This is a genomic window from Arthrobacter rhizosphaerae (assembly GCF_023062595.1).
GTDB classification, from domain to species: domain Bacteria; phylum Actinomycetota; class Actinomycetes; order Actinomycetales; family Micrococcaceae; genus Arthrobacter; species Arthrobacter rhizosphaerae.
Map to the genome: position 1 here is coordinate 1 of NZ_JALLAN010000048.1, position 644 is coordinate 644.

Here is a 644-nt window from a genome sequence, read left to right on the forward strand (position 1 = left end):
GAGCGAGTGCCGACGACGACTGAGACGACGGAAGCGTGCCTGAGCGGATACTGGATTGCCGCGTCGGGGAGTCCGACACCATGCTCCTGGCAGATGGCTGCGATCCGGCGCGCACGGGCCGTTACCGCATCGGATGCCGGCGCGTAATCGAAGCTCGCCCCGTCCGCGACGGTAGCGGAACTGAGCAGGCCCGAGTTGTAGACGCCTGCCGCGACCACCCCGACCCCTCGGCTCCGCGCAAGCGGCAACAGCTCTGTCATTGCGGACTGATCCAGCAGCGTGAGTCGGCCAGCGACCATAACGACATCAACATCGGTGTTCCGGATGAAATCTGAGAGCATGGCTACCTGGTTCATGCCCACTCCGATCGAGCGAACGACACCTTGATCGCGGAGCTCGATGAGGGTATCGATTCCGCTGGTGGATGCTTCTTCCCAGTGATCGTCCGGATCGTGAAGGTATGCGATCGCGAGAGAGTCGACCTGGAGCCGGTCAAGGCTCGCCTCCACCGATCGCCGGATGCCATCGCGGCTGAAGTCCCATACCCGTTTGCGTGCGGCAGGGACGAGGAAGCCCTGGTCGTCCGCCCGATCCACCGTCTCCGGGCTGTCGACCAGGAGACGGCCGACTTTCGTGGACAGTGC

General features: G+C 64.1%; 1 protein-coding gene. It reads right to left on the minus strand.

Annotated elements, in window-relative coordinates; translation table 11 throughout:
• On the minus strand, positions 1-644 hold a 644-nt coding region (locus MU551_RS23215; protein ID WP_247048932.1), incomplete at both ends, for an aldo/keto reductase.